Below are 26,982 nucleotides of genomic sequence, written 5' to 3' on the forward strand. Positions count from 1 at the left end.
ACGGGTGATCCCGTCGGCGTCTACGGATTACCGCGGCCACGAGCTCCGACGACGCCCCGCACCCCCCGCCCCGCCGCGCCCGATGTCTTCGTTCGGATACCGAAAAAGGAGCTGCCTGGACATGGACTTGAGGCGTCCGGAGAATGATTCATATGACATCTCTTGAGTTCAGCGCGTACCCTCCGCGCCTGTCTGACGTGGAGCGGGAGCGCGCTCTTGAGGTGCTGCGCGAGGGCGCGGTGCAAGGCCGGATCTCGCAGAACACGTTCGAGCAGCGGATGGACGTCATCCTCCACGCACAGTGGCACGGGGAGCTGCACGCCGCCCTCTTCGACCTTCCGACGCGGCGTCCGCGCGGCCGCTGGTTCGTCCAGGCCGTCGGCAGGCTGTCGGCCTTTCCCGGCACGCTGCGCAAGGCATGGCAGTCCGAGCGCCTGCCGGAGCTGCTGCTGCCCCAGCCGGGGCCCTATCCGTTCACCATCGGCCGTGCCCCAGGATCCATGCTGCGGCTCAACCACTTCACGGTCTCCCGCGTCCACGCCCAACTGCGCAGCAAGCCGGAGGGGTGGTCGCTGCGCGATCTCGGCTCGAGCAACGGGACGTGGGTCAACGGCAGCAGGATCGCGGGTTCCGTTTCGGTGCGCCCCGGTGACCAGGTGAGGTTCGGGCAGGTCGGGTTCCGGTTGACGGTGCCCAAGCCTCCGGAGCTGGAGCCACCGGAGCACACCTGACATGCGGCTCGCCGCACGGGATCAGGTCGGGATCTCGACCTCTCCGTGGCCGCCGTCGAAGCTCGCGTCGGAGCAGCTGTAGAAGGTCTCCTGGCTGTCGGAGCGCTCCCACACGGTGTAGACGACGTGCCGTCCCGACTTGTTCTGGGGCAGGTTCGCGTTCCACACGTAGGCGCTGTTCTCCGAGCCGACGCCGCCTACCAGGGGCGGGTCCGTCACCGCGTCGAACGGCTGGTCCTCCAGGTCGTCCCAGGTGAGCGGCTGGTTCGGGTCGTAGCCGTCCTTGGTGATGTAGGAGCGGAACTCACCGGGGTGCGCTGCCCAGGCGTTGTAGCGGAACTGCATCTGCGCGCCCGCCGACACGTGCGTGAACGGCCAGTCGTCGCGCGGCAGGTTGAAGCCCGTGAAGTCGTACGGGCCTCCCGTGCCGCCGCTGCACAGCTGTCCGTCGGGGATGAACCCCTCGGTGCGGCCCGCGCCGTCGGAGCGGAGGACGGCGAACCAGTTGTAGAAGGGCGTCGTCCCGCTCTTGTCGAGGGCGGCCTGGCAGGCCGGGTTGACGGGTTTGATCTCTCCGGTGCTGCTGAGGCTGCTCTTCCAGCACAGATAGGTACGGCTGCCGGGCTGCATGGGGGCGCCGTGTGCCTCGGCCGTGCCGGTGGTGAGGGAGAAGAACGCGAGCCCTGGCAGCGCGGCGAGCAGGGGGAGGAGCACGCGGGTCCGCGCGGTCTTCCTCGGGCGTGCGGACGTGGGGGTGGGGGTGGGGACGGGGGTGCGGGGCTTTCTGCGTCTGTGCGTAAGTGCCGTCATCGCGCGGGTCCTTCCGCGGTGGGGGAGCCTTACGGGCGGTCGGGCGGGAGCGGGGCCGGGGCCGTGTACGCGCCGCCACAGTGCGGGGGCGGCGCGTACACGGTGTTTGGGAGCGCTCCCACTTCGCCGTGACCGTAGCGCGGGCGCGCAGAGCTGTAAACGCTCCGTTCCGCCCCAGTCCGTTCTCCGGGCGACTGACGCGCTTACGTCGTCAAGTCCTTCCGGATTCGCGGGTGTTACGCCCCGCCCGTGTCCTCCTTGACCAGCAGCGCGACCGGCGCCCCCGCGAAGAGGGCGCCCACCGGGCGGCGTCCGCGCGCCGTGCGGCCCGACAGCAGGTCGCGCCAGGTGCCCTCGGGCAGCGGCAGCTCCGTGCCGCGCCAGCCACCGCCCTCCTCCAGCCGCAGCGCCAGCCGGGTCACGGCGACGACGACGGAGCCCCCGCGGCCCCCTCGCGCGAAGGCGAGGCAGTGGTCGGCGGCGGGGCCCTCGGCGCGCAGCGGCTCGTAGGAACCGGCGTCGAGGAACCACTCCGGGTGCGCGCGGCGCAGCCGCAGGGCCGCTACGGTGAGCCGCAGCTTCTCCCTGTCGACGTCCACGCCCGCCGCGTCCGCCGCCGCGTCCGCCTCCGTGCCCCCGTCAGCGGAGGTCAGGGGTTCGACGTGTGCGGGGTCCCGGTTGTCGGGGTCGACCAGCGCCGCGTAGCGCCGCTCCGTGCCCTGGTAGAGGTCGGGCACGCCCGGCATCGTCAGATGCAGCAGCGCCATGCCGAGCACGTTGGCCCGTACGTACGGGCCCAGCGCCGCCGTCAGTTCGGCGACGGCCGACCGCGCGGAACCGCCAGTGCCCGGCTCCCCGCCCTCGATCCCGTCGACGAAGCGTGCGACGGCCTCCTCGTAGCCCACGTCCGGCTCGGTCCAGGTGGTGCGCAGCCCGGCCTCGCGCACATGCTTCAGCAGCGCCCGCGCGAGCCGTCCCGCCCTCGCTGGGAGGCCCGGGACGCCGCCGAGGCCGATGGCGGTCTGCCAGGCGGCCCAGGCCGTGTGGCGGTCGGGGGCGCGGTCCGTCGCGCCGGTGATCCGCGTGTCCTCCAGGAACCGTGCCCACCGTCCGGGGCACTCGGTCAGCGTGGCGAGCGCGGCGCGTACGTCGGCGCTGCGCTTCGTGTCGTGCGTGGACAGCGCCGTGGCCGTGGTGGGCCAGTCGCGCTGGAGGCGGGCGCAGTACGCGTGGAACGCGTCGGGCGCCACGGTGGGGGCGCCGGGCGAGCCGCCGACCTCGCAGGCCGAGAGGAGCGGGATGTAGCGGTAGAAGGCGGCGTCCTCGACCGACTTGGCGCGCAGCGCCGAGGAGACCTGCGCGAAGCGGGCGGCGAAGTCGCGCTGGCCGGGGCCTCCGCCGAGCCTGCCGAGCGCCAGATCGCGGACCAGGTCCACCGACCGCTCCTCCTCCGGCGTGCGACAGGCGCCCCGCGCGCCCTCGGCCGCCGCCTCCAGCATCGCGGCGTCCGCCTCGCGGACGGGCGCGCCCGGAGCGGCACCCGGAGCAGCGCCCGGGATGGCGCCCGGAGTGACGTAGGGGCGGTAAACGGGCAGGCGCACCAGCGTCTGGTGCAGGGCCGCGCGCAGCGCCACGGCGGAGTGGTCGCGCAGCGCCAGCCCCGGCGCGGCGGCGCAGACGCGCAGCGCGGTGCGCGTGAGGCGGTCGGTCTCGGCGGCCAGCTCACGGGTGACGACCTGGAAGGCGGCCCTCCGCACCGTCGCGTCCCAGTCGCCGCCCGAGTGCGGAGCGGCGCGGGTGAAGTCGCGGTAGACGGCGAGGAGTTCGCCGTGGCCGCGCGGGTCGGTGAAGACGCCGTCGACGTGGCGCAGCGCGTCGTAGCCGGTGGTGCCCGCGACGGGCCAGTCGGCGGGGAGCGTCTCCTCCGAGCCGAGGATCTTCTCCACGACGGTCCAGCGCCCGCCCGTCGCCTCGTGCAGGCGCAGCAGATAGCCACCCGGGTCTGCCAGCCCGTCCGGGTGGTCGACGCGCAGGCCCTCGGCGACGCCCTCGCGCAGGAGTTGCAGCACTTTGGCGTGCGTCGCCTCGAAGACCTCGGGGTCCTCGACGCGGACCCCGATGAGGTCGGAGATGGTGAAGAAGCGCCGGTAGTTCAGCTCGGTACGGGCCAGCCGCCACCAGGCGAGTCTGTAGTGCTGCGCGTCCAGCAGCTCGGGCAGCGGCAGCCCCTCCGTGCCCTCCCGGAGGGGGAACACGCGGTCCCAGTAGCGAAGCACGGCCCGCGCACCCGCACCCGCCTCCGCACCCGCGCCCGCGCCCATGTCCGTGCCCGCCCCCGGTTCCACCCGCAGGTGTGACGCCTCCTCGCTCAGCGGGCCGCCGAGCACGGGCAGCAGCACCCTGCCGTCCCCCGCGTCCCAGTCCACGTCGAACCAGCGCGCGTACGGCGACTCCCGCCCCTCCCGCAGCACCTCCCACAGCGGCAGGTTCAGCCGCGTGTCGGCGGGCACCGCCATGTGGTTCGGCACCACGTCCAGGACGAGCCCGAGCCCGTGCGCGCGGGCCGTCGCCGACAGCGCGCGCAGCCCGTCCTCGCCGCCCAGCTCGGCCCGTACGCGGGTGTGGTCGGTGACGTCGTAGCCGTGGGTGGAGCCGGGCACCGAGGTCAGCACGGGGGAGAGGTGGAGGTGGGTGACGCCGAGGGCTGCCAGGTGCGGGACGGCCTCCTCGGCGGCGGCGAAGGGGAACTCCGGCTGGAGCTGGAGCCGGTAGGTGGAGACTGGCACGTCGGGTGCGCGCGTGCCGTACGGAGCGGGCGGCGTCATAGGAAGCTACGTACCCCGGCGCCGTGCTTTCGTGCGTCCTGTCCGTGCAGGTGGGCGATCGTCAAGACCTACGTTCGGGTGATGGCCGCAGAGCTGACGCCCCGCCAGAAGCGCCGGACGCACCGCGCGCATCGCACGTACCAGACGTACCGGGCCGTGATCGGCCTCGGCGGACCGCTCCTGCCCGTGGTCTCCTTCCTCGGACGGCTGCCGACGGCCATGTGCCAGCTCGGCACGCTGCTGCTGGTCGCGGAGACGAGCGGCAGCCTGGGCACGGCGGGGCTCGTCGGCGGGGCGCTCGCGGCGGGTCAGACGGTGGGCGGGCCCTTCGTCGGCCGACTCGCCGACCGGCACGGGCAGCGGCGCGTGGTGCTGGCCGCCTCCTGCCTGAACGCGGTGGCCGTCGCCGCGCTCGTCGCCGCGGCGCTAGGGCACGCGCCGACCGCGCCGCTCGCCGCGCTCGGCGTCGTGGCGGGGCTGAGCGTGCCGCAGGTCGGGCCGCTGGCCCGCACCCGGCTCGTCGCCCTGGCGCACGGGGCCGACGGCGAGGAACGGACACTCGCCGCCGTCTTCTCCCTCGAAGGCACCCTGGACGAGGTGTCGTTCGTCCTCGGCCCCGCGCTGGTCGGGGTGGCGGCGGCCGTGGCCCACCCGGCGGTGGCGCTCGCCCTCGCGTCGGCGCTGCTCGTGGTCTGCGGGTCCGCCTTCGCGCTCCATCCGACGGCACGGGCGACGGCGCCGTCACCCTCGTCGCGCCGGGCGGTGCGGGGACGGTCGCTGCGGGGACGGGCACCGCGCGGGCGGACGCGGGACCGGCGGACACCGCGCCGGACCGTGTACGCACTGGGCGCGTCCGCCGCGCTCCAGGGCGGGATGTTCGGCGCCTGCCAGGCCGGAATCACCGCGCTCACCGGGGACTTGGGCGTCCCTGAGCAGTCCGGGCTCGTCTACGGGGCCATGGGCGCGATGAGCGCCGTCGTCGGGCTGGCGATGGCCTCCGTACCCCCGTCGGTCGGGCTCCCCACGCGCTGGCGGCTGGCCACGGGCGCCGCGCTCGTGCTGTCCCTGCCGCTGCTCACCGTGGGCTCGCTGTTCGCGCTGTACGCGGTCGTCGTCGTGCTCGGCTGCGCCTACGCGCCGCACCTGATCACGCTCTCCGGGCTCACGGAACGCGCTGTTCCGGCGCACCGTCTGGCCGAGTCGATGGCCTTCATGACGAGCGCGGTTGTGGGCGGCCAGGCGCTGGCACTCGCGGTCGCGGGCCCGTTGGCCGAGGGGCGGGGGCCTGGGGCGGCCTTCGCCGTGACGGTCGGGTCGGCCGCGCTGGCCCTCCTGCTGGCGCTGCTCGTACGGCCCCGTACGAGCGACGAGGCGTACCGCACCGCAGAGCCCGCAGAGGCGCTGGCGGCACCGGCGTCACCTGCGGCGCCGGCCGACGCGGTCACTTCCGCACCGCCCGCTACACGGGGCGCTGCAACACCACCAGGCTCCGGTCGGTCAGGGTGATCCGCTCGCCTGCCTCGACCTTCTGGCCGCTGTCGCCGGGCGACTCCTCCCGCGCCGTGTCCACGATGACCTGCCACTGCCGCCCGTGGTCGGAGGGGACGAGGAAGTCCATCGGGGCGTGGTGCGCGTTGAACATCAGCAGGAATGAGTCGTCCGTGATCCGCTCCCCGCGGGCGCCGGGCTCCGAGATCGCGCTGCCGTTGAGGAAGACGGTCAGGGACTGCGCGGGCGCCGCCTGCCAGTCGCGCTGGGTCATCTCCTCGCCCTCGGGCGTGAACCACGCGATGTCGGACAGTTCGTCGTGCGTGCCCTCCACGGGGCGGCCGTGGAAGAAGCGGCGCCGGCGGAAGACGGGGTGGTCGCGGCGCAGCCACACCATCTCGCGGACGAAGTCGCACAGGTCGTACCCGTGCCCTTCCGCCTCCGCACCCGCCTCCATGTCTACGCCCCCGGGCCCCTCCATGGCCACGGCGCCCCCGTCCCGCTCAGCCGTCTCCGCGCGCTCGGCCGCCTCCGCCCACGTGCCGCCGGGCCTCGCGCTCACACCCGTACCGGTACCGGTGCCCGTTCCCGAGCCCGGCCAGTGGACCCACGCCAGCTCGTTGTCCTGGCAGTACGCGTTGTTGTTGCCGCCCTGCGTGCGCCCGAACTCGTCGCCGTGGCTCAGCATGGGCACGCCCTGCGACAGCATCAGCGTGGCGAGGAAGTTCCGCGTCTGGCGCCGCCGCAGCCGCAGCACCCCGGGGTCTTCGGTCTCGCCCTCGACGCCGCAGTTCCACGAGCGGTTGTGGCTCTCGCCGTCCCTGTTGCCCTCGCCGTTCGCCTCGTTGTGCTTCTCGTCGTACGAGACCAGATCGCGCAGCGTGAAGCCGTCGTGGCAGGTGACGAAGTTGATGGAGGCGAGCGGGCGCCGTCCGTCGTCCTGGTAGAGGTCCGAGGAGCCCGTGAGCCGGGAGGCGAACTCGGCCAGGGTGCGCGGCTCGCCCCGCCACAGATCGCGCACGGTGTCGCGGTAGCGGCCGTTCCACTCCGTCCACAGGGGCGGGAAGTTGCCGACCTGATAGCCGCCCTCACCCACGTCCCACGGCTCCGCGATCAGCTTCACCTGGCTGACCACGGGGTCCTGCTGGACGAGGTCGAAGAACGACGAGAGCCGGTCCACCTCGTGGAACTGCCGGGCCAGCGTCGCCGCGAGATCGAAGCGGAACCCGTCGACGTGCATCTCGGTCACCCAGTAGCGCAGCGAGTCCATGATGAGCTGGAGGACGTGAGGGCTGCGCATCAGCAGTGAATTACCCGTGCCGGTCGTATCCATGTAGTAGCGCGGATCGTCCGCCAGACGGTAGTACGAGGCATTGTCGAGACCCCGGAAGGAGAGCGTGGGACCGAGGTGGTTGCCTTCTGCCGTGTGGTTGTAGACGACATCGAGGATGACCTCGATACCGGCCTCGTGCAGCGCGCGCACGGCCTGCTTGAACTCCAGCACCTGCTGGCCCCTGTCGCCCCAGGAGGCGAAGGAGTTGTGCGGGGCGAAGAAACCGATGGTGTTGTAACCCCAGTAGTTCGCCAGTCCCGCGTCGGCCAGCCGGTTGTCCGTGACCGACTGGTGCACCGGCATCAGCTCCAGCGCCGTCACGCCGAGGCCCGTCAGATGGCCGATGACCGCCGGGTGCGCCAGCGCCGCGTAGGTGCCGCGCAGCTCCTGCGGAAGGTCCGGGTGCAGCATCGTCAGGCCCTTGACGTGGGCCTCGTAGATGACGGTGTGGTGGTATTCGGTGCGCGGCGGCCTGTCGTCGCCCCAGTCGAAGTACGGGTTGACGACCACCGAGGTCATGGTGTGCGGCGCGGAGTCCAGGTCGTTGCGCTTCTCGGGGGCGCCGAAGTGGTAGCCGTAGACCGCCTCGTCCCAGTCGACATGGCCGCTGATGGCCTTGGCGTAGGGGTCCAGGAGGAGCTTGGCGCTGTTGCAGCGCAGGCCGCGCTCGGGTGCGTACGGGCCGTGGACGCGGAAGCCGTAGCGCTGCCCCGGCATCACGCCGGGCAGATAGGCGTGCCGTACGAAGGCGTCCGACTCGCGCAGCTCCACCGCCGTCTCGGAACCGTCCTCGTGCAGCAGGCACAGTTCGACGCGCTCACCGGCCTCGGAGAAGACCGCGAAGTTGGTGCCGGCGCCGTCGTACGTGGCTCCGAGCGGATACGTCTGTCCCGGCCAGACCTGCATGCGGTCGTCTCTTCCTGTCGCGGTCGCCCTCTGGCTGCTGCACCGGTGCATCCTTGCGCAGGCGGGTGCCCAGGAACGAACCCTTGCGCCATCTTCGCCCGTTCGGACTCAGACTCGCACTCGTCACGGCGTCCCGACCCCGCGCACGCCCCCGCGCGTGGCGGCTCGGGCAGGGCGGCGAGTGCGTCCGGACCCGGGCCGCGGCTTCTGCCCGCAGCCCTGCCCGCACCCCTGTCCACACCCCGACCGGAATATTCCGGAGGCGGTATGTCCCCGGTCAACGCCACGGTACGGTCACATGCCGCATCCTCGTGGCCGGTTGACCGGGGTTCCGGGTGCGGCGCCCACCCGGCCGCAGTAGTCTTCCTTGATCGAACAGCGGGGTCCGGAAGGCGGTGCGCAGGTGGGCTCGGGAGGGCTTGAGCTCCCCCCAGGTGACGGCGGCGACGGCGATGCCACCGAGGTGCCGGCCGGGGCGGTGTCCTTGGCGCGCCCCATGGAGATCGGCGCCGATCTCGACTGGGACGCGGACGTCTGGGCCGAGGTGCGCACCCGGGCCCAGCGGGCCGGCCGGGCCTACATCTGGCTGAATCTCGTCGAACAGCGGCTGCGGTCCGTCGTGGCCGCCGTCCTGCGCCCGATATACGAGCCGGTGCACGGCGACGAGTGGGTCATCGCCGCGGCGGGGCCCGCGGGGCAGGAGTGGGTGCAGCGCGCTGTGGCGGTACGTGAGGTGAGCCGCCGCAAGGGATACCTGCTCGACCCCGCCGACGACAACATCCTCTCCTTCCTCACCCTGCCCCAACTGCGCGAACTGATGGTCCAGCACTGGCCGTGCTTCGAGCCGTACTTCGACGACCGCAGGGACGTCGAGCTGGCGCTGGACGAGCTGGAGGTCGCACGCAGCGCCGTCGCGCGCAACCGCGCGCTGTCCGAGACGGTGCTCGCGCAGGCCGAGCGGATGTGTGCGCGCCTGCTGGAGCTGCTCGGTGCGCCGGGTGACGGGGCCGCGCCGGGCAGGCGGCTGCCCGTGGACGCGGTCGAGAAACTGGTCGGGGACCGCTTCGCCGACGTGGTCGGGGTGCACTCCGACCGGGTGCGGTTGCAGCGGCAACTGCCCGCCGAGGACCTCTTCGGCGGGGCGCGGCGCCTGGACGCCGTGGGCATCGGCCTGAACCTGCTCGTCCAGAACTACTCGGGCCGACGCCTGGTGCGGCTCGTGGAATCGGGGTGCCGGGTGCGGCTGCTGTTCCTGAACCCGGCGAGCAGCGCGGTGCGCAGGCGGGAGCGGGAACTGGGGCTCAAGAAGGGCGAGCTGAGCCGCTCCGTCGAGTCGAACATCCTCCACATGCGGCGCGTACGGGCCCGGCTCCGTGACCCCGCCGCCTTCGAGATCCACGTCTTCGACGAGACGCCCCGCTTCACCGCGTACATGGTCGACGGCGACACGAAGGACGGACTGGCCGTCGTCCAGTCCTACCTGCGCAGGGTGCGCGGCATGGAGGCGCCGGTCTTCGTCCTGCGCGGGGGGAGCCGCGACCTGATCCAGCGCGACCAGGACCGGGGCAAGCCGCAGGACGAGGCGGACGGGGGCCTCTTCGACGTCTACCGCGAGGAGTTCGAACTGGCCTGGGGAGACTCGCGGCCGGTCTCGTGACGGCCCCTTCGCGGGGCTGCGGAAGGAAACATAGGGTTGCCCCTTCACGCTGGTGTGCCCCTTCACGGGGTGCGGGGTGAGGGCCACACGGGGTTCTCGTTTCTCGTGGGGGTGCGCCTGGTGTGGGTGCCCCTTTGGGGTTTCGTTCGCGTGTGGCGGGCCGGTGGGTGGGTTGTGCCCACCCTCCCCCAGCTACCGCTGGGAGGTGCCCCCTCGCCAGCGGGACGATTGCCCACAACAGTTTTGGCGCCGTCGCCCGGTGGGGGTTCCCTGCGCGGGGGCGGGGTGCCGTTTCCGGGTGCGGGTCGGTGGCTTCGGCGCGGCCTATGGACCGGTAGTACGCGGCTGGCGCCGCGTGATTCATGGTTGCGACCGTGGATATGGGGTTGCTGTGTGGTGGGGGTCGGTGCCGCGGTGGGGTGTCTCCTCGGCGTGAAGGTTTCGTTTTTGGCTTTCGGTCGGTGACTTGCTCGTCCTGCGGGGACACCCCACCGCGTCCCCTCCCACCTGGTGGCCAACTCTCGGCCGGTGGCCCCTCCGCTTGTTCCCATGCTGTGTGCCGGTGCCGTACTGGAGGGGCTCCGCTCCTGTCGGGGGAGCTGACGACGCGTGGTGCGCCCACCCCGGCACCGTGCCGGAGGGGCCCAGCCCCCACTGTTGTGGGCCCGCCCCCGGCGCCTCGCCGAGGGGCCTACCCCTGCCGCCGGAAGCCGACGACGGCGCTCCCCCCACTGTTGTGGGCAAGCGTTCCGCATGGCGGAACGGGTGGGCACAACCCACCCACCGGCCCGCAGCACGCCAACGAGACCCCAAAGGGGCAACCGGATAGGCGCACCCCTTCGCCGGGGGAGTTGCGCGGGACGGTCGGCCCGTGAAGCGGGAACCGCAGGGCCCCGCGCTGGGGGTGGGCCGCCACACGGCAAGGCGCCGCAGTCGCACCCCGCGAAAGGGGGTGGGCATTGGCGCACCCGGAACCGGATAGTGGGCCACCGGCGGGACGGGGACGTGGTGGGGTGTCCCCGCAGGACGAGCAAGTCACCGACCGAAAGCCGAAAGCGAGACCTTCACGCCGAGGAGACACCCCAGCGCGGCACCGGACACCCCGCACCCACGTGCCCACACGGCCACCGGCGCAAGCCAAGAATCACGCGGCGCCAGCCGCGACGCACCGCAACCACATGCCGCGCCGAAGCCACCGGCCCGCAGCCAAACACGGCACCAAGCCAAACGCCCAGCGCCCCCGTGAAGCCGCACAAAAATCAGCGCGGGACCCTACGGCACGCACCACACCGGCCAGCCGTCCCGCGCAACACCCCCGACGAACGGGGCAACCCCCATTTTCCTTCCGCACCCGCGACCTATGATCCCGAACATGACGACGTACGCGGCGCTGCTGCGCGGCATCAACGTGGGCGGGCACAAGAAGGTCCCGATGGCCGAGTTGCGAGCGCTGCTCGGCGCTCTGGGGTGGACGGACGTGCGCACCTATCTCCAGAGCGGGAACGCGGTCTTCACCACCGGGGACCGCGCCCCGGGCCCGCTGCTGGAGCGTGCCATCGCCGAACGCTTCGGCTTCGAGGTGCGAGCCCTGATCCGTACGGGCGAGGAACTGCGCGCCACGGCCGCGGCCTGCCCCTTCCCCGCCGACGCGCTGGACCCGTCGAAGCTGCTCGTCCTCTTCCTGGACCGCGACCCGGGCCCGGCGCACTTCGCCGATCTCGACGCCGCCGCCTACGCCCCCGACGAGTTCCGGCACATCGGCGACGTGCTCTACGCCTATTTCCCCGACGGCATGGGCCGCAGCAAACTCGCCGCCAAGCTGAACGCGGAACGCCCGGGAGTGACGTCGACGGGCCGCAACTGGCGCACGCTGCGGAAGCTGATCGAGTTGACCTGCTGAGGCGCGGCCCTCCTCGCACCCGGTGAATCCGCGCCGGGATGCGGAAGGTACGGTTTCGAATTCAACTGCACTGTGTGGTGCGGGCGTTGCGGTCCGATGGTGCCCCCCTCGCCGAGTCGCCCCGGTTTGTATTGCTTTGCATTTTCGCAGGGGCGTTGCATATGTCACACCCGCTCTGAGCGCTTGAGCTGGGGGCGTCATTCCGACAGGGTTTCGAACCACCCCCGGAGCGGATCATCTTCGCGAAGTCCGGGGGTCGCGACGAATCAAATACCCCCACAGTCCCGCGAGGAGGACCCCTCGTCATGGCAGTTTCCCTGCGTGGAAAGCGGCGCCGTATCACCCTGGCGGCAGGCGCCGCAGCGGCCGTCACCGCCGGAGCCACCCTGCTGACGCTCCCGGCCGGCGCGGCCCCCGCCGAGGGCACCGTGTACGGCACCGGCGTCAAGGGCGCCGTGCACGGCAGCTACATCGTGATGCTCAAGAGCGGCGGCGGCATCAAGGCCGCCGACGACGGCCGGGGCCTGGCCGAGGAGTACGGCGGCAAGGTGAAGCGCACCTACACCTCGGCTCTCAACGGCTTCTCCGCCAGCGGCCTCTCCGGTGAGGAGGCCAGACGCCTCGCCGCCGACGACAAGGTCGCGAAGGTGGTGCAGAGCCACCGCTTCACCATCGACACCACGCAGAAGAACCCGCCCTCCTGGGGCCTGGACCGAATAGACCAGGAGAAGACCGCGGGCGACAAGAAGTACACGTATCCGGACAGCGCGGGCCAGGGCGTCACCGCGTACGTCATCGACACCGGTGTCCGCATCAGCCACGAGGACTTCGGCGGACGCGCCGAGTACGGCTTCGACGCGGTCGACGGCGACGACGAGGCGGACGACGGCCAGGGCCACGGCACCCACGTCGCGGGCACCGTCGCCGGCAAGGCGCACGGCGTCGCCAAGAAGGCCAAGATCGTGGCCGTGCGCGTGCTGGACGACCAGGGTTCGGGCACCACCGAGCAGGTCGTGGCGGGCATCGACTGGGTCACCAAGCACCACAAGGGCCCCTCGGTCGCCAACATGAGCCTGGGCGGCCCGAAGGACGAGGCGCTCGACGCGGCCGTCGAGAAGTCGATCAAATCGGGCGTGACCTACGCCGTGGCCGCGGGCAACGAGGGCGCCGACGCGGGCACCAGCTCCCCGGCCCGGCTCCCCGCAGCCCTCACCGTCGCCGCCAGCGACAAGAAGGACAAGCAGGCCGCCTTCTCCAACCACGGCAAGCTCGTGGACCTCTACGCGCCCGGCGTGGACATCGTCTCCGCCTCCAACAAGGGCGACGACGCCACCGAGACCCTGTCCGGCACCTCCATGGCCTCCCCGCACGTCGCCGGAGCCGCCGCCGTCTACCTCGGCGGGCACAAGGAGGCGACGCCCGCGCAGGTCGCCAAGGGCCTGACCAAGGGCGCCCTCACGGACGCCATCGCGAACCCGGGCACGGGCACGCCGAACAAGCTGCTCCAGATCACCGAGTAGCTTCGGCGGCCCTTCCCGCCCCCGCCGTCGTACCCCTGCCCGCACGCGCGGGCAGGGTCACGCGGCGGGCACCCCCGCCGGCCGTCCGCCGCGCCTTACCCCCACGGGGCGCGGAGGGCGGCCGTCCGCGTGCGCGCATCCCGTGCATCCCGTGCATGGCGCGCATGCCGTGATCCCCCTCGTGTGTGCCGGGTCACTTTCTTAACTCCGTGGAAATACGCTGTCCCGTCCATTGTCCGAGACGGGATACGAATGCATTGACTCGCCATGGGAGTTGCTGGCATGCTCCTTCACGTGAGTCAGTCTGCGAATCTCGTTACGCGCCTGCACGTCGATCTGCGACGTCACGCCAGCGCCATCTGTGCCGCTGGTGCCTGAGCCACGCCCGGCTGACTATTCTCCGCTCTCCCTCCCGCTTTTCCCTCCGTCCTACGGACGTTGTCCGCTAGTGGAGCGGTCCAGGCGGATCTGAGCCGCATTCACCTCATGGTTCTCGCGGTCGTATTCCCCCGGGAATGACGAAAGCGGTCGCTGGGTTTTGGCCTGCCCCTTTCCGAATTCCGCCGCTCTTCGGAGTGCGGTATTCCGTCATGGCGCCCCTCACCATTCCGCCTGTTCACGTATGCGTGCGCGATGCGCGTCACCGCGTCGCCGTCCCACCGCGTCGGCGGCTCCCGCAGCCGCCCTGTAAGGACGCGGGCCCGCACCGCCACGTACGTACCCACGGAGCCCTCCCGTGCCCAGCACACCCAGTACGCCCAGCACACCCTCAAAATCCAGCACGCTCAGTACCTCCCGCACACCCCGCAGGGCGTTCCTCTCCCTCGCGGGAGCGGCGGCCCTCGGAGCGGCCACCGCGGGCTGCGGCACCGCGCTCGGCGGTGGCCCGAAGCCCACGAAGACCCTCCGCTACCAGGGCTGGGCCGGGACCGTCATCCCGGCCGAACTCGCCGACGATCTCGGCTACCTGGAGGACGTCAAGCTCTCCTGGGTCGGCAACACCACCAGCGGTCCCCAGGACATCCAGTCGGCCGCGACGGGCGACGTCGACTTCGGCGGCGCCTTCAACGGCGCGGTCGTGAAGATGGCCGCGGCCAAGGCGCCCGTCAAGGCCGTGATCAGCTACTACGGCGTCGACAAGTACCGCTGGAACGGCTTCTACGTCCTCAAAGGCAGCCCGGTGCGCTCGGCCCGCGACCTCATCGGCAAGCGGGTCGCCATGAACACCCTCGGCGCGCACTCCGAGGCCATGCTCGACACCTATCTGCGGCGCGAGGGCCTCACCCGCGACGAAGCGGACAGGGTCGAGCGGATCGCGCTGCCGCCCGTCAACACCGAGCAGGCGCTGCGCAAGGGCCAGATCGAGGTGGCCGTGCTCGGCGACATCATCCGCGACAAGGCCGTCGAACACGGCGGCATACGTGCCCTCTTCGACGACCACCAACTGCTCGGCTCCTTCAGTGCGGGCACGTACGTGATGGCCGACCGCTTCCTCGCCCGCAACCCCGAGACCTCGCGCACCTTCGTCACCGGCGTGGCCCGCGCCCTGGAGTGGGCGCGCCGCACACCGCGCGACGAGGTCGTGGACCGGATGGTCCGCATCGTGCGCCGCCGCGACCGCAGCGAGGACACCGAGCCGCTGCGCTACTGGAAGTCCTACGGGGTCGCGGGCACCGGTGGCCGCATCGCCCCCGACGAGCTGTCCACCTGGGCCGACTGGCTGGAGGAGCGCGGCGACATCAAGCCGGGACGGGTCGGGATCAGCGACATCTACACCAACGACTACAACCGCTACCGCGCAGGGAGCAGTCCCCGATGACGCCGCAAACGCAGACGCAGACGCAGACACTGACGCAGACACGTCCCGTACCGGCGCGGACGCCGCCGGAAGTTGTTCCGAAGCTCAGGCTGGAGGGCGTCGGCAAGACCTTCCCCGTACGGGCCAAGGGCCGTGGCAGGCGCGGCGCGCCCGCCACCGTCACCGCGCTCCAGGACATCAGCCTCGACATCGCCGACGGCGAGTTCACCGTCCTCGTCGGCCCCAGCGGCTGCGGCAAGTCCACCCTCCTCGACCTGCTCGGCGGCCTCACCACCCCCACCTCGGGCCGCATCCTCCTCGACGGCGAACCCGTCACGGGCCCCGGCCTCGACAGGGGCATCGTCTTCCAGCAGTACGCGCTGCTGCCCTGGCGCACCGCACAGGGCAACGTCGAGTTCGGCCTGGAGGCCACCGGCGTACCGCGCGGGGAGCGCGCCGAGCGGGCCCGCGAGGTGCTGGCCCTCGTCGGGCTCACGGGCTTCGAGGACCGGCACCCGCACGAGCTGTCCGGCGGCATGCGGCAGCGCGTCGCCATCGCCCGCAGCCTCGCCTACGACCCGGGCGTGCTCCTGATGGACGAGCCCTTCGGCGCGCTCGACGCGCAGACCCGCGAATCGCTCCAGGACGAACTGCTGCGCGTCTGGGAGCGCACCGGCAAGACCGTCGTCTTCATCACCCACAGCATCGACGAGGCCGTGCACCTGGGCCAGCGCGTCGCGGTGCTGACCTCGCGGCCCGGACGCGTCAAGGAGGTCGTGCCCATCGACCTCGGCTCCCGTACGGAGGACGAGGACGTGCGCTCCAGCGCCGCGTTCGCCGAGCAGCGCCACCGCGTCTGGGAGCTGCTGCACGACGAGATCAGCACCGCGCAGCGTCAGGAAAGGGAGCCGTCGACGGCATGAGCGAGAAGACACTGACCCCCGCGTACACCCGCCGGAACCCGGACCCGGACCCGGACCCGGCCTCGGACCGGGGCAACTCCGCCCCCGCACCCGCCCCCGCACCCGCCCCCGCACCCGCTCGGGGCGCCCCTGTCCGCGCCGCCCTGACCGGCCTCCTCGGCGCCGTGCCCCGCGCCCTCACCCGCGTCGCCGCGATCCTCGCCCTGCTGGCCGTGTGGGAGGCGGCGCCCCGGCTCGCGCTGGTGGACCGCACCTTCCTGCCACCGTTCTCCGAAGTGGCGCTCGCCTGGTGGGAGCTGCTCGCCGACGGGCAGTTGCTCGACGACGCGCAGGCCAGCCTCGGAAGGTCACTCGCCGGGTTCGCGCTGGCCGTCGTCATCGCCGTGCCGCTCGGGCTGCTGATCGGCTGGTACCGGCCCCTCGCCGACTTCCTCGGCCCGCTGCTGGAGGTCTTCCGCAACACGGCCGCGCTCGCGCTGCTCCCGGTCTTCGTGCTGCTGCTCGGCATCGGCGAGACGTCGAAGATCTCGATCGTGCTCTACGCGTGCACGTGGCCCATCCTGCTCAACACCATCAGCGCCGTGCGGACCGTCGATCCGACGCTGCTGCGGCTGGCCGCCTCCATGGACCTGTCCCCGCTGCGGCTCTTCCAGAAGGTGATCCTCCCCGCGTCCGTGCCCGTCATCTTCACCGGCATCCGGCTGGCGGGCGCGGTGGCCATCCTCGTCCTGGTCGCCGCCGAGATGGTCGGCGCGAAGGCCGGGCTCGGCTTTCTGATCAACAACTCGCAGTTCAACTTCGCCATCCCGCAGATGTACGCCGGGATCGTCACGATCTCCGTGCTCGGCGTCGCCTTCAACCAGCTCCTCGTCGCCCTGGAGCGCCGCTTCACCTCCTGGCGCACAGCGTGACGCCCCCGCCCCCGTACCCGCCCCGAACGACCACGCACGCGACCCCGGCAGAAAGGCAGCACCCCGCCATGAGCAGCAGCACCCCCGGCTTCGACATCCGCCGCATCGGCGGCCGTATCGGCGCGGAGATCCACGGCGTCGACCTCTCCACCGAGATCACCGAGACCGCCGGGACCACCGGGCCCGACCCCGCACTCGTGCGGGAGCTGAACGCGGCCCTCCTGGAGCACAAAGCGCTCGTCTTCCGAGGCCAGCACCTCGACGACGCGGCCCAGGTGCGCTTCGCCTCCCTCTTCGGCGAGCTGACGACGGCGCACCCCACCGTCCCCTCGGTCGAGGGCCAGCCGAACATCCTCCCCGTGGACGGCGGCGAGGGCATCCGCGCCAACCACTGGCACACCGACGTCACCTTCGTACGGACGCCGCCCAAGGCCAGCACCCTGCGCAGCCTCGTCGTACCGCCCTACGGCGGCAACACCCTCATCGCCAACTCGGCCGCCGCCTACCAGGACCTCCCCGAGCCGCTGCGCGAGCTGGCCGACAAGCTGTGGGCCGTCCACACCAACGACTACGACTACGCGGCGCCCAAGAACGAGGCGGTCGCCGAGCACCGCAAGGTGTTCACCTCCCGCAGGTGGAAGACCGCGCACCCGGTCGTGCGCGTGCACCCGGAGAGCGGCGAACGCGGCCTGTTCATCGGCGGGTTCGCGCAGTCCCTCGTCGGCATCGGGCCCGCCGACTCCCGCGATCTGCTGCGCATACTCCAGGGCTACGTCACCCGCCCCGAGAACATCGTGCGCGTCGCCTGGCAGCCGGGCGACCTCGTCCTCTTCGACAACCGCATCACACAGCACTACGCGCCCGACGACTACGGCGACCTGCCGCGCCGCCTGCACCGCGTCACCGTCGCCGGGGACCTCCCGGTGGGGACGGACGGCAGGCGCAGCTACGCCGTCGAGGGCGACGACGCCGCGCACTACACCCCCGCCGATAGCGCCGATACCGCTGACACCGCCGATCCCGCCGCCTCCGCGGCGGCCTGACCCGGGCACCGCCCGCCTGCTGAGGAGACCACCATGACCACCGCCGCCCTCGCCGCCGACTCCCGCCACCTGCGCGTCGTACGTGAAGCCCTGCCCGACGGGCTGCTGCCAGGACAGCTCCCCGGGCAACTCACATACGACGACGGAGATGAGGACCGGGGCGCGCGCAACGAACGGGGTACGCCGCTCGTCGGCTATCTGTTGCTCGTGCCCGAGGGCACCGATCCCGCGGACTTCCTCGCGCCGTCGGGGGCGAAGGCGGAGGTCAGGCCGCTGACCTACACCGGCGAGCCGCCCACGCCGCCCCATCCCGGCGATCCGGGCGATCCCGGCGGTCCCGGCGGTCCGGGCGCCCCGCGCGCCAAGGGAGACAGCGGCGCCGCCCCGGCCGCTCCCGCCACCCCCGCCCGCAAGGGCATCCACATCGACCCGGAACGGCACATCGCCGAGGTCGACGGGCGCGCACTCGACCTCACCTACCTGGAGTTCGAGCTGCTCGCCCACCTCGTCGCGCACCCGCACCGCGTGCACTCGCGCGACCACCTCGTGGGCACCCTGTGGGGCTACAGCCACATCGGCGACGGCCGCACCGTCGACGTCCACATCGCCCGCCTGCGGCGCAAGCTGGGCGCGGGCCACCGCGAGCGGATCGTCACGGTCCGCCGCGTCGGCTACAAGTACGTGCCCGTCACCGGCTGACGAACCGCCCGCACTCCCCAGGGGCGGCACGGAGCCCCCTTCGTGCCGCCCCCTCACGCACCCCGTACCGACCCGAGGAAATCCGAGGGAAACCCGTTCCATGAGCCTGACCTTCCACTGGTTCCTGCCCACCAGCGGCGACAGCCGCCACGTCGTCGGTGGCGGCCACGGCGCGCCCGCCACCGCCTCAGCCGCCGACCGGCCGCCCAGCGTCCCCTATCTCACCCAGATCGCCCGCGCCGCCGAACACCTGGGCTTCACCGGCGCTCTCACCCCGACCGGCGCCTGGTGCGAGGACGCCTGGCTGACGACGGCCATGATCAGCCAGCACACCGAGCGGCTGAAGTTCCTCGTGGCCTTCCGCCCCGGCTTCCTCTCCCCGGCCTTCGCCGCGCAGATGGCCTCCACCTACCAGCGCCAGAGCGGCGGGCGGCTGCTGCTGAACGTCGTCACCGGCGGCGAGAGCAAGGAGCAGCGCGCCTACGGCGACTTCCTCGACAAGGACGCGCGCTACGCCCGTACCGGGGAGTTCCTGGGGATCGTGCGGGCGCTGTGGCGGGGCGAGACCGTCGACCACGTGGGCGCGCACCTGTCCGTCGAGGGCGCCGCGCTGACCCGGCTGCCCGAGCCGGTGCCCGACGTGTACTTCGGCGGCTCCTCGCCCGCCGCGCTCGACGTCGCCGCACGCCACGCCGACGTGTACCTCACCTGGGGCGAGCCGCCCGCGCAGGTCGCCGAGAAGATCGCCCGGGTGCGGGCGCTCGCCGCCGAGCAGGGCCGCAGCCCGCGCTTCGGCATCCGGCTGCACACCATCACCCGCGACACCTCTGAGGCCGCCTGGGCTGAGGCACGGCGGCTGCTCGACGGCTTCGACCCGCAGACCGTCGCCGCCGTCCAGAAGGGCCTGGGCAGCAGCGAGTCGGAGGGCCAGAAGCGGATGCTCGCGCTGCACGGCGGTGGCCGCGACGGGCTGGAGATCCACCCCGGCCTCTGGGCGGGCATCGGCCTGGTGCGCGGCGGCGCGGGAACGGCCCTGGTCGGCAGCCACGCCGAGGTGGCCGGGCTGATCAAGGAGTACCGGGACGTGGGCATCGAGGAGTTCGTCCTCTCCGGCTACCCGCACCTGGAGGAGGCGTACTGGTTCGGCGAGGGCGTGCTTCCGCTGCTGGCCCGCGAGGGACTGTTCGTCCCCGCGGGCCGGCAGGCCGTGGGCAGGGACAGCGGCGGCTACGCGCTGAGCACCGCGGGCTGACGGGACCGGCCGAAGGCGGCGGCCTCCTCGTAGCGCAGCGCGAGGAGCGCCGCCATCTCCGGCGCGGCGCCGAGGACGGGCGCGAGCACGTCGGCGCCCGCCTCGCGGGCCCCGGCGGCGATGCGGTCGGGCAGGAAGCCCGGCGCGACGACGTACGGCGCGACGGCGATCCGCTCGACGCCGTCCGCGCGCAGGGCGCGCACGGCGTCGGCCGTACGGGGAAGGGATGCGGAGGCGAACGCAGGCCGCACGGCGCACCAGCCAGTGGTACGCCGCCACTCCCGCGCGACATCTGCGATCACTGCGATCGCCTCCGGGTCGGTGGAGCCCGCCGAGGCCAGGACGACCCCGGTGGACGGTTCGTCGCCGGGCCGCAGCCCGGCCTCCCGCAGCCGCCGCTCCAGCGCCGTCACCAGCAGTTGGTGCGGCCCGAGCACGGGCGCCTGCCGTACGGAGAGCCGCGGCAGCCGTGCCGTCACCTCGTGCAGCACGGCGGGGATGTCGGACTTGGCGTGGAAGGCCCGCGTCAGGAGGAGGGGCAGCGCGACGACGTCGCGCAGGCCCTCGGCGTGCAGCCGCTCCAGCACCTGGGGGACGCTGGGCGCGTTGAAGTCGAGGTGGCCGACCTCGACGCGCAGGCCGGGCCGCATCGCGCGCACGCGCGCGCACAGCGCCGCGACGGTCGCGGCGTGCCGGGGGTCTCGGCTCCCGTGCGCCACGACCACGAGTGCGGGTCGTGGATGGTTCAGCATGGCTGTCGCTTCTCTTCCGACGTGTCTCTGTTCCGGTGTGCTTCTGTTCCGGCGTGTTCTCTTACGGGAACGGCTAACGGTTCGCCGTTCTGGCGTCGTGGTGCCGCGGTGGCCCCGGAACGGACACCGGGGCCACCGCGGCAACCTCGTCCGGGCCGCCCTACCGCATCAGGCCGCGTGCCCGCAGCACCCGGCGCTCCACGGGGGCGAAGATGAGCAGTTCGATGCCGATGCCCACCAGGAGGATCAGCAGGATCGCGCCCAGCACCAGCGGCATGTCCTGGTACGAACGCCCCGTCTCCAGCAACTGGCCGAGCCCCGCGCCCAGGTCGGGCGAGGTGGCGATCAGCTCGGCCGCCATCAGGGAACGCCAGGAGAACGCCCAGCCCTGCTTCAGCCCCGCGATGTAGCCCGGCAGCGCGGCGGGCAGCAGCACGTGCCGCACGCCCCGCAGCCCCGTCGCGCCGATGACCTTGCCCGCGCGCAGATGCATGGGCTGGATCTGGTCGACGCCCGCGACGAGCCCGTTCGCGATCGAGGGCACGGCGCCGAGCAGCACCACGGCGTAGATCGTGGCGTCGGTGAGCCCGAACCAGATGATCGCTGCCGGTACCCAGGCCACCGAGGGCAGCGACTGCAGCCCGGAGAGTATGGGCCCGATCGCGGCCCGTACGGGCTTGACCCGCGCCACCAGCAGCCCCAGTGGCGTACCGATGAGAAGCGCGATGACGAAGCCCAGCGCGCCTCGCGACACGCTCTGCCAGATGATGCTGAGGATCGTGCCCTTGTACCACTCCTCGGCCAGCGCGTTCCAGACCATCAGCGGGCTGGGGAGCTGGTACTCCGGCTTGAGCTGGAGCGCGAACGCCGCCTGCCACAGGGCGAGGACGAGGAAGACCGCGACGACCGGGGGCAGCACCTTCTTCACCAGGACGCGGCCGATGGGCGGCCTGGTCGTGGTGCGGGTGTCCAGCGCGTCGAGCCCGGCCTCCAGACCGGCCAGCTCGGCCGCCGCGTCCTGCTTGCCGGAGGCGGGCGCCTTCGTGCTCCTGGCGGTCTTCGTACTCACCGCGTCCTTCGTGTCCTTCGCGTCCTTCGTTTTCGCCGTGCCGCCCGTGCCGGGCGCCTCGGGCGCATCCCTCGCCGCCGCCCTGCCCGGCGGGTCCGCGCCCGCCGTGCCGTCGCCCCGCGCGCCCTCGGGCGTCGGGGATCCCGTGTCGGTGGTCTCAGTGCTGGCCATGTCGGCGGATCTCCCCCCGCAGTTGTTCGGTGATCTCCACGGACAGGCTGGCCACGTCCGCGTCCTCGATGCGGCGCGGCTGCGGGATGTCCACCTCCCACTCGCGGGCGATGCGCCCGGGGCGGGAGGAGAGCAGCACCACGCGCTCGGCGAGCCGGACGGCCTCGCGGACGTTGTGCGTCACGAAGAGCACCGAGACGCTGGTCTCGGACCAGATCCGGGTCAGCTCCTCGTGCAGCACGTCGCGCGTGATGGCGTCGAGCGCCGCGAACGGCTCGTCCATCAGCAGGAGCTGGCTGTCCTGCGCGAGCGCCCGCGCCAGCGCCACGCGCTGCCGCATGCCGCCGGACAGCTCGTGTACCCGCTTGCGGTACGCGCCGGTCAGCCGGACCAGCTCCAGCAGCCGTTCCGCCTCGCCCCGCCGCTCGGACTTGGGCAGCCCGCGCATCTTCAGGGCCAGCTCGATGTTCTTGCCCGCGGTGAGCCAGGGGAACAGCGCGTGCTCCTGGAACATCAGCGCGGGCCGCCCGCCCGGCACCTCGATGGCGCCGTCCGACGGGCTGTCGAGACCGGCGATCAGATTGAGCAGGGTGGACTTGCCGCAGCCCGAGGCGCCGAGCAGCGTGACGAATTCGCCGGGCGCGACGTCGAGGGTGATGTCGTCCAGTACCTGCTGCTGGGCACCGGGACGGCCGAAGGACTTGGAGACGTGCTCGATACGGGCGGCGTAGCCGTCGTCGTGCCGTCCGCGCCGTCGCTCGGGCGCCGCCGTCTCGGACGGGGTACCGGGCTCTGTGGTCAGTGTGGTGGTGGGCATCGCTGTCACCTCCGGAAGGTGTGCGGGTACGGGGCGGGCGGCACGGGTCAGTTGCCGCCGCTGCTGAGTCCGGCGTCCTCGACCGCGGGCTGTCCCTGGCCCTTCAGCACCCTGTTGAGGATGGAGAGGTCGTAGATGCCCTTGAGGTCGAACTTCTTGAGCAGCCCCGCCTTGACACCGTGCTCGGCCTGCTCCTTGAGGGTGGAGGCGAGCGGGTCGTCGGTGACCTCGATGTCCTTGAAGGCGGAGTCGAGCACCTTCTGCGGCAGCGGCTTGCCCGCGTCGCGCTCCAGGGCGGAGTTGATGTGCTTCTTGGCCGCGTCGGGGTGCTCGTCGATCCAGGCGTTGGTCTTCACCGAGCCGCGCACGACGGCCTCGACGACGTCGGGGTGCTCCTTGAGGAAGTCCTGGCGGACGACGAGGTTGGTGGTGACGAACTCGCCCTTGTCCCAGAGCTTCTTCTCGTTCAGCAGGACCTTCCCGTCCTTGGCGACGAGGTTGGACGCGGTGGGCTCGGGCACCCACGCGCCGTCGATGCCGCCCTGCTGGAAGGTGGTGGGGATCTCCTTGTTGTCCTGGCGCAGTACGGAGACGTCGCCCTTGCCCGTCTCGGCGTTCACCTTCAGGCCCTTGCCCTTGAGGTAGTTGAGCAGGGCCACGTCCTGGGTGTTGCCGAGCTGCGGGGTGGCGATGCGCTTGCCCTTGAGGTCGTCAAGCGACTTGATCTTGTCCGGGTTCACGACGAGTGAGGCGCCGCCCGAGGTGGCGCCCGAGACGATGCGCAGGTTCTTGCCGTTCGCCTTCGTGTAGCCGTTGATGGCGGGGGAGGGGCCGACCCAGGTCATGTCCACGGCCTTGGCGTTCAGGGCCTCGATGGCGGAGGGACCCGCGTTGAAGACCTGGGTGCCGACCTTGGTGCCGCCCAGCTCCTTGGGGATCTCCCCGCCGTCGCGCAGGCCGACCAGGGGTGTGGCGTGGGTGACGTTGGCGAAGTAGCCGACCTTCACCTCGTCCAGCCCGTCGATCTTCTTGCCGCCCGCCGCCGCGGGGCCGTCCTTGTCCTCGACGGACTTCGAACCGTAGCCGCAGGCCGTCAGGAGCAGCGGGAGCGTGGCGAGAACGGAGAGCGAGCGGAGGGTTCTGCGGGCGGTGGGAGACACGGGACGGTCCTCTCGGTGGGGCGGCGGCTGAGCGGGGCGCGGGCGCGGATGCGGACTGATGCGACGTGCGTGACGTACATCAGCCGCGGCATCGCCCGACCCCGCCCTGGCCGCTGCCACGGACGCCGCTGCCGATCCGGCCGCCTGTCTGGTCGAAGGTCGAGAAGACCTCGGTGGACGCGAACATTGACGCGAAGCTCGACGCGTACATCGTCAGAAGTCCCAGCCCTCGTCGTCCTGCTCCGCCTGCCGTGGCGCGGCCTCCTTCGCCACCTCGGCGAAGGCGTCGCCCGCCATGCCGGCGGTCAGGGTGGTGCCGTCCGCGGGGTCGATGAGGAGGAAGGAGCCGGTGCGGCGGGAGTCGGCGTAGGGGTCGAGGGGCAGGGGTTCGGCGGTGCGCAGGACGAGTCGGCCGATGTCGTTGGCGACCAGCTCCCCGGGCTCTGGGTGCTGGGAGAGGTCGTCCAGGGTGAGCCGCGAGGGGATCTCCTTGACGATGGCCTTGACGGTGCGGGTGGTGTGCTTGAGCAGCACGCGCGCGCCGGGCTTGAGGGGGGTGTCGCTCAGGTGGCAGGCCGTCGCGGTGATGTCCTGGGTGGCGGTGACGGTGGCGTCGCGGGGGACGATCATGTCGCCGCGCGAGATGTCCAGGTCGTCGGCCAGGCGCACGGTCACGGACTGGGGCGCCCAGGCGACGTCCACGGACTGGCCCAGGTTGTCGATGCCCTCGACGGTGCTGGTGCGCCCGGAGGGCAGGACCGTCACCTCCTGGCCGACGCGCAGCACACCGGAGGCGATCTGCCCCGCGTAGCCCCGGTAGTCGGGGTGGTCGGCCGTCTGGGGGCGGATGACGTACTGGACGGGGAAGCGGGCGGGGTCGTCGCTGGGGTCGTGGGTGACCGGGACGGTCTCCAGGTGCTCCAGGACGGTGGGGCCGCCGTACCAGTCCATGTTCGCCGAGGCCGTCACCACGTTGTCGCCCACCAGCGCCGAGATCGGGATCGCGGTGATCTCGGGGACGCCCAGGGAGGCGGCGTAGGTGGTGAACTCGGTGGCGATACGGGCGAAGACGGCCTCGTCGTAGTCCACGAGGTCCATCTTGTTGACGGCCAGCACCACGTGCGGGACGCGCAGCAGCGCGGCCACGGCGGCGTGCCTGCGGGTCTGCTCGACCACACCGTTGCGGGCGTCGACCAGGACGACGGCGAGTTCGGCCGTGGAGGCGCCGGTGACCATGTTGCGGGTGTACTGCACATGACCGGGGGTGTCGGCGAGGATGAAGCGGCGGCGGGGGGTGGCGAAGTAGCGGTAGGCCACGTCGATGGTGATGCCCTGTTCCCGCTCGGCGCGCAGGCCGTCGGTGAGCAGGGCCAGGTCGGGCGCCTCCTGGCCGCGGCTGCGCGAGGCGTGCTCGACGGCCTCCAACTGGTCGGCGAGCACCGACTTGGAGTCGTGCAGCAGCCGCCCGACCAGCGTCGACTTCCCGTCGTCGACGGAACCCGCGGTCGCGAAACGCAGCAGCGAGGTGGACGCCAGCACGTCGTCCTCGGTGCCTGTGGTGACAGATGTACTCATGTCTAGAAGTACCCTTCGCGCTTGCGGTCTTCCATGGCGGCTTCGGAGAGCTTGTCGTCGGCGCGGGTGGCGCCCCGCTCGGTGAGGCGGGAGGCCGCGATCTCGGCGATGACCTTCTCGATGGTGTCGGCGTCGGAGTCCACGGCGCCGGTGCAGGACATGTCGCCCACGGTGCGGTAACGCACCTGGCGCACCTCCAGCGGCTCGCTGTCGGAGGGGCCGCCCCACTCGCCGGGGGCCAGCCACATGCCGCTGCGCGAGAAGACCTCACGCCGGTGCGCGTAGTAGATCGCCGGGAGTTCGATCTTCTCCCGGGCGATGTACTGCCACACGTCCAGCTCGGTCCAGTTGCTCAGCGGGAAGACCCGCACGTGCTCGCCGGGCGAGTGCCGCCCGTTGTAGAGCTGCCACAGCTCGGGGCGCTGCCTGCGCGGGTCCCAGCCGCCGAACTCGTCGCGCAGCGAGAACACCCGCTCCTTGGCCCGCGCCTTCTCCTCGTCGCGGCGTCCGCCGCCGAAGACCGCGTCGAACCTGTTGGTGTCGATGGCGTCGAGCAGCGGCACCGTCTGCAACGGGTTGCGTGTCCCGTCAGGGCGCTCCCGCAACTGGCCGCTGTCGATGAAGTCCTGCACGGAGGCGACGTGGAGCCGCAGCCCGTGCTGGGCCACGGTGCGGTCGCGGTACTCCAGGACCTCGGGGAAGTTGTGCCCCGTGTCCACGTGCAGCAGCGCGAAGGGCACAGGGGCGGGCGCGAACGCCTTGAGCGCCAGGTGCAGCATCACGATGGAGTCCTTGCCGCCCGAGAAGAGGATCACCGGGCGCTCGAACTCCCCGGCGACCTCCCGGAAGATGTGCACACCCTCCGACTCCAGCGCGTCCAGGTGGGACAGCGCGTACGGGTTGTCGCCCTCGCCGGGGCCGCCGCTCTCCCGCGCGGTCGTTGCCGTCGTCACGCCAGTCCCCTTTCGGTGAGCAGCGCGCGCAGCGCCGCAGCGGATTCCTCGACGCTCTGCTGGTGTGCCTCGATCCGCAGATCGGGGGAGTCCGGCGCTTCGTAGGGGTCGTCGATTCCGGTCAGTCCTGAGATCCGGCCCGCGGCCTGCTGGGCGTAGAGGCCCTTCACGTCCCGCTCGGAGCAGATCTCGACGGGGGTGGCGACGTGCACCTCCAGATACGGGGTGCCCTCCGCCTGGTGCCGCTTGCGCACCGCCTCACGGCTGTCCGCGTACGGCGCGATGACTGGAACCAGGACCTTCGTTCCGTGGGAGGCGAGCAGTTCGGCCACGAAGCCGATGCGCTGAACGTTGGTGTCACGGTCGGTACGGGAGAAGCCGAGACCGGCGGAGAGGAACGTGCGGATCTCGTCGCCGTCCAGCACCTCCACCTGGTGCCCGGCGGCGGCCAGGTCCTGTGCCAGCGCGTTGGCGATCGTCGTCTTGCCCGCGCTCGGCAGGCCCGTCAGCCACACCGTGGCTCCCTGACCTGTCGTCTCCGTCATCTCCGGCTCCCTGGGTATGTGTTCGCTCATCAGCTCTTCTTCGCCATGTACGGCGGAACGTCGTCTCGCGCGAGAGGTGTAGCGCTCACGGGCGCGTCCGCGTTCCCGGTCACCGCCGCAGTCCTCCGGCCACCGCCGACCACC

22 protein-coding genes are annotated in these 26,982 nt (G+C 72.0%); 12 read left to right on the plus strand and 10 right to left on the minus strand.

The genetic code is table 11. From position 1 onward, the window contains the following. Positions 1–152: 152 nt before the first annotated feature. Complete coding sequence (locus ACYVOO_RS30190) at positions 153–731, plus strand: FHA domain-containing protein (RefSeq protein ID WP_461018893.1); 579 nt, start codon at positions 153–155, stop codon at positions 729–731. 21 nt (positions 732–752) lie between these two features. Here the strand turns inward: ACYVOO_RS30190 and ACYVOO_RS30195 are convergent, their stop codons facing one another. Both ACYVOO_RS30195 and treY read right to left on the minus strand, forming a co-directional pair. After that, positions 753–1,541, minus strand: a complete 789-nt coding sequence (locus tag ACYVOO_RS30195) for a lytic polysaccharide monooxygenase auxiliary activity family 9 protein (RefSeq protein WP_461018894.1) — start codon at positions 1,539–1,541, stop codon at positions 753–755. A gap of 236 nt (positions 1,542–1,777) precedes the next feature. After that, positions 1,778–4,366 carry a malto-oligosyltrehalose synthase gene (gene treY / locus ACYVOO_RS30200; protein WP_461018895.1) on the minus strand — a complete coding sequence of 863 codons (2,589 nt, stop codon included), beginning with the start codon at positions 4,364–4,366 and terminating at the stop codon, positions 1,778–1,780. An 81-nt stretch (positions 4,367–4,447) separates the two neighbouring features. Here treY and ACYVOO_RS30205 point away from each other — a divergent pair, with 81 nt between their 5' ends. Continuing rightward, complete coding sequence (locus ACYVOO_RS30205) at positions 4,448–5,872, plus strand: MFS transporter (protein WP_461018896.1); 1,425 nt, start codon at positions 4,448–4,450, stop codon at positions 5,870–5,872. Here ACYVOO_RS30205 and glgX read toward each other — a convergent pair. After that, a complete protein-coding gene (gene glgX, locus ACYVOO_RS30210; protein WP_461018897.1) occupies positions 5,826–8,093 on the minus strand; it encodes a glycogen debranching protein GlgX in 2,268 nt (755 codons plus the stop codon). The two genes, ACYVOO_RS30205 and glgX, sit on opposite strands and share 47 nt — an antisense overlap. A 403-nt stretch (positions 8,094–8,496) precedes the next feature. On the opposite strand from glgX, the gene ACYVOO_RS30215 reads away from it, so the two are divergent. From ACYVOO_RS30215 to ACYVOO_RS30260, 10 genes are all read left to right on the plus strand, one after another. After that, positions 8,497–9,750, plus strand: coding sequence for an SAV2148 family HEPN domain-containing protein (locus tag ACYVOO_RS30215; RefSeq protein WP_453344679.1), 1,254 nt, complete (start codon positions 8,497–8,499; stop codon positions 9,748–9,750). Positions 9,751–11,122: 1,372 nt separating this feature from the next. Continuing rightward, complete coding sequence (locus tag ACYVOO_RS30220; RefSeq protein WP_461018898.1) at positions 11,123–11,650, plus strand: DUF1697 domain-containing protein; 528 nt, start codon at positions 11,123–11,125, stop codon at positions 11,648–11,650. A gap of 305 nt (positions 11,651–11,955) precedes the next feature. Further along, positions 11,956–13,170, plus strand: coding sequence for a S8 family peptidase (locus ACYVOO_RS30225; RefSeq protein WP_461018899.1), 1,215 nt, complete (start codon positions 11,956–11,958; stop codon positions 13,168–13,170). 282 nt (positions 13,171–13,452) lie between these two features. Next, a complete protein-coding gene (locus tag ACYVOO_RS30230; protein ID WP_453344569.1) occupies positions 13,453–13,548 on the plus strand; it encodes a putative leader peptide in 96 nt (31 codons plus the stop codon). Positions 13,549–13,906: 358 nt separating this feature from the next. Beyond that, complete coding sequence (locus ACYVOO_RS30235) at positions 13,907–14,989, plus strand: ABC transporter substrate-binding protein (protein ID WP_461018900.1); 1,083 nt, start codon at positions 13,907–13,909, stop codon at positions 14,987–14,989. Next, a complete protein-coding gene (locus ACYVOO_RS30240) occupies positions 14,986–15,891 on the plus strand; it encodes an ABC transporter ATP-binding protein (RefSeq protein WP_461018901.1) in 906 nt (301 codons plus the stop codon). The genes ACYVOO_RS30235 and ACYVOO_RS30240 overlap by 4 nt, the downstream gene beginning before the upstream one ends. After that, positions 15,888–16,802, plus strand: coding sequence for an ABC transporter permease (locus tag ACYVOO_RS30245; RefSeq protein WP_461018902.1), 915 nt, complete (start codon positions 15,888–15,890; stop codon positions 16,800–16,802). The genes ACYVOO_RS30240 and ACYVOO_RS30245 overlap by 4 nt, the downstream gene beginning before the upstream one ends. Positions 16,803–16,870: 68 nt before the next feature. Then, positions 16,871–17,845, plus strand: a complete 975-nt coding sequence (locus tag ACYVOO_RS30250) for a TauD/TfdA dioxygenase family protein (protein ID WP_461018903.1) — start codon at positions 16,871–16,873, stop codon at positions 17,843–17,845. Positions 17,846–17,878: 33 nt separating this feature from the next. After that, positions 17,879–18,544, plus strand: coding sequence for a winged helix-turn-helix domain-containing protein (locus tag ACYVOO_RS30255; RefSeq protein ID WP_461018904.1), 666 nt, complete (start codon positions 17,879–17,881; stop codon positions 18,542–18,544). 100 nt (positions 18,545–18,644) lie between these two features. Beyond that, entirely contained in the window at positions 18,645–19,796 is a 1,152-nt protein-coding gene (locus ACYVOO_RS30260; protein WP_461018905.1) for an LLM class flavin-dependent oxidoreductase, read from the plus strand. Here ACYVOO_RS30260 and ACYVOO_RS30265 read toward each other — a convergent pair. The 7 genes from ACYVOO_RS30265 to cysC form a co-directional block, all read right to left on the minus strand. Further along, on the minus strand, positions 19,772–20,548 hold the full coding sequence (locus tag ACYVOO_RS30265) for a sirohydrochlorin chelatase (RefSeq protein WP_461018906.1): 777 nt from the start codon (positions 20,546–20,548) through the stop codon (positions 19,772–19,774). The genes ACYVOO_RS30260 and ACYVOO_RS30265 overlap by 25 nt on opposite strands. A 160-nt stretch (positions 20,549–20,708) precedes the next feature. Beyond that, on the minus strand, positions 20,709–21,788 hold the full coding sequence (locus ACYVOO_RS30270) for an ABC transporter permease (protein ID WP_461018907.1): 1,080 nt from the start codon (positions 21,786–21,788) through the stop codon (positions 20,709–20,711). Continuing rightward, entirely contained in the window at positions 21,775–22,614 is an 840-nt protein-coding gene (locus tag ACYVOO_RS30275; protein WP_461018908.1) for an ABC transporter ATP-binding protein, read from the minus strand. The genes ACYVOO_RS30270 and ACYVOO_RS30275 overlap by 14 nt, the downstream gene beginning before the upstream one ends. A 38-nt stretch (positions 22,615–22,652) precedes the next feature. After that, the gene (locus ACYVOO_RS30280) at positions 22,653–23,765 is read right to left on the minus strand and encodes an aliphatic sulfonate ABC transporter substrate-binding protein (RefSeq protein WP_461018909.1); all 1,113 of its coding nucleotides are present in this window, start codon (positions 23,763–23,765) and stop codon (positions 22,653–22,655) included. Between the two features lie 213 nt (positions 23,766–23,978). Beyond that, positions 23,979–25,340, minus strand: a complete 1,362-nt coding sequence (locus ACYVOO_RS30285) for a sulfate adenylyltransferase subunit 1 (RefSeq protein WP_461018910.1) — start codon at positions 25,338–25,340, stop codon at positions 23,979–23,981. A gap of 2 nt (positions 25,341–25,342) precedes the next feature. Further along, positions 25,343–26,293 carry a sulfate adenylyltransferase subunit CysD gene (gene cysD / locus ACYVOO_RS30290; protein ID WP_461018911.1) on the minus strand — a complete coding sequence of 317 codons (951 nt, stop codon included), beginning with the start codon at positions 26,291–26,293 and terminating at the stop codon, positions 25,343–25,345. Next, positions 26,290–26,868 carry an adenylyl-sulfate kinase gene (gene cysC / locus ACYVOO_RS30295; protein ID WP_461018912.1) on the minus strand — a complete coding sequence of 193 codons (579 nt, stop codon included), beginning with the start codon at positions 26,866–26,868 and terminating at the stop codon, positions 26,290–26,292. The genes cysD and cysC overlap by 4 nt, the downstream gene beginning before the upstream one ends. Between the last annotated feature and the right edge of the window lie 114 nt (positions 26,869–26,982).

The sequence above is a fragment of the Streptomyces daliensis genome (assembly GCF_054782395.1).